This window comes from Nguyenibacter vanlangensis (genome assembly GCF_013376155.1).
Classification (GTDB): Bacteria; Pseudomonadota; Alphaproteobacteria; order Acetobacterales; family Acetobacteraceae; genus Gluconacetobacter; species Gluconacetobacter vanlangensis.
Map to the genome: position 1 here is coordinate 1 of NZ_JABXXP010001041.1, position 774 is coordinate 774.

1 protein-coding gene is annotated in these 774 nt (G+C 68.9%); it reads left to right on the forward strand.

The features are described 5' to 3' along the window. Window positions 1–316 precede the first annotated feature (316 nt). Window positions 317–774 (forward strand): ribosome maturation factor RimP (gene rimP / locus HUK84_RS21075; protein ID WP_176641910.1); only part of this gene is annotated, 458 nt, incomplete at its 3' end.

Consider the following 774-nt stretch of genomic DNA (forward strand, 5'->3'; position numbering starts at 1 on the left):
ATGCGGGCGCTGAACCCGGCCACGACGATCACGCCGGCCGCCAGACCGTACCAGAGCGGCCTGCCCCTGGCAGGACCGGACTCATCCGCCGCGGCGCCGGGTTCGGGTTCGGGCATGTGCCTCATGGCGGCATCATGCGTTTGGCCCGGCGCCGCGTGCAAGTATCGAACGTCCACCTGTTTGTAATGTAATGTACCATGTTTTTGTGATGCGCGGGATGCAAGCCGGCGGCCGGCGGCGACGACGTGGGGACCTTGCGGCGGGGCGCGGAGTGTCCTATATGGAGGCCATTCCTTCATCTCCGTTTTTTTGGGGGGTGGCCCGAGCGGCCGCCTTTTTTGTTTTGGACGAAGATCTGCCCTTTCTGACCGGCCTCGATGCCAAGGTGGCCGCCCTGGTGGCCCCCGTCCTGGCCGACATGGGATTCGAGCTGGTCCGGGTGGCGATCCTGGGCCGCGAGAGCCCGACCGTGCAGATCATGGCCGACCGCGCCGACGGCACGCTGATCGCGATCGAGGATTGCGAGCAGATCAGCCATGCGGTGGGCGCGGTGCTGGACGTCGAGGACCCGCTGCCCGGCGCCTGGACGCTCGAGGTCTCGTCGGCCGGGATCGACCGGCCGCTGACGCGGGCGAAGGACTGGAACCGCTTCGCCGGCCACCTGGCGAAGGCCGAGGTGAACCTGCCGATCGACGGCCGCAGGCGCTTTGCCGGCATCGTGCTGGGCGCCGGCGACGGGTTCGGGCGGCTGCGCCTCGATGACGGGGCCGAGGT